Annotated in this window: 1 protein-coding gene; it reads right to left on the reverse strand. The window is 75.7% G+C overall.

Annotated elements, in window-relative coordinates; translation table 11 throughout:
• Positions 1-937 (reverse strand): DUF5995 family protein (locus tag AB0E96_RS41340; RefSeq protein WP_359831994.1); only part of this gene is annotated, 937 nt, incomplete at its 3' end.
• Positions 938-1,069 lie beyond the last annotated feature (132 nt).

Here is a 1,069-nt window from a genome sequence, read left to right on the forward strand (position 1 = left end):
TCTGCGGGGCCAACACCGACCCGTCCGATCTGGTGGACTGACGCCGCTTCGCTGTACGGAGGTCACTATTCCCATCACCGAATGAACCGCCTATGCGGCCGGGGTGCCCCGCGTCCGACCTGTTGTCCGGCCCGCAGTCCGGCCCGTTCGGCGGCCCGTCCGTCGGCCCGCAGCCCGGTCCGCCGCTCGGCTCGCGGTCCGGCCCGTCGGTCCGCGCGGGCGGGAGCAGTGAGCGGAGCGGGAGCAGCAGGGCGCGGCCGAGCAGCCCGACCGAACCGTCCAGCGCGGTGGCGAACGCCCGGGCGGCGCCCGGCAGGTGTCGCAGCTCCCACAGCGCCTCGACGGCGCCCCAGGCGCCCTCGCGGGCGGCCCCGACCGACCAGACGCCGAGCAGGTGGGTGAGCGGCTCGGCGCGTTCCAGCAGGTCGGGCCCGGGCAGCAGCTGTTCCCGGACGGCCGTCTCCACCTCGGCCAGTACCTGGTTGATCCGGTGGTAGTCCTCCTCGATGTCGGCCGGTTCGCAGCCCCGGCGGCGGCAGGTGTCCACGACCGCCAGCGGCAGGTCGTGCTGGATGTGGGCGGCCATCCCGGCCATCGCGAACTGCAGGGGGTGCACCCCCGGGTGGGCGCGCAGCGCGAAGAGCGGCCGCCAGCAGGCGGGCGGCTCCTTCCCGGCCGCGTCGGTGGCCACGGCCCGCAGGTACCGCCCGGCGAACACCGCGTCCAGCTCGGCCACCGCCGACGGGTCGGCGAAGCACCCGTCACCCAGCCGGTCGCGGACCGCCCGCGTCACGGTGAGGTAGAGCCGGTTGAAGACCCCGACCCCGTCGGTCGGGGGCAGCCCGGCCCCGGTCTCCCGCAGCCGGCCGACCACCCGCTCGACCCTCGCCGTGCTCGCGACCACCGCTCTCGTACGATCCACCGCCGTGTCGGGCATGCGCCACCCTCCGATGTCGATCGTGCACTGATCGCATCATCGTGACAGCGCCGTCGAGCGCTCGGTGGGCGCGGCGCGCTGGCCGCGGCCAGCGCGCCGCGCCCACCGAGCGCTCGACGGCGCTGTCACGAT

The organism is Kitasatospora sp. NPDC036755, from assembly GCF_040636595.1.
Classification (GTDB): domain Bacteria; phylum Actinomycetota; class Actinomycetes; order Streptomycetales; family Streptomycetaceae; genus Kitasatospora.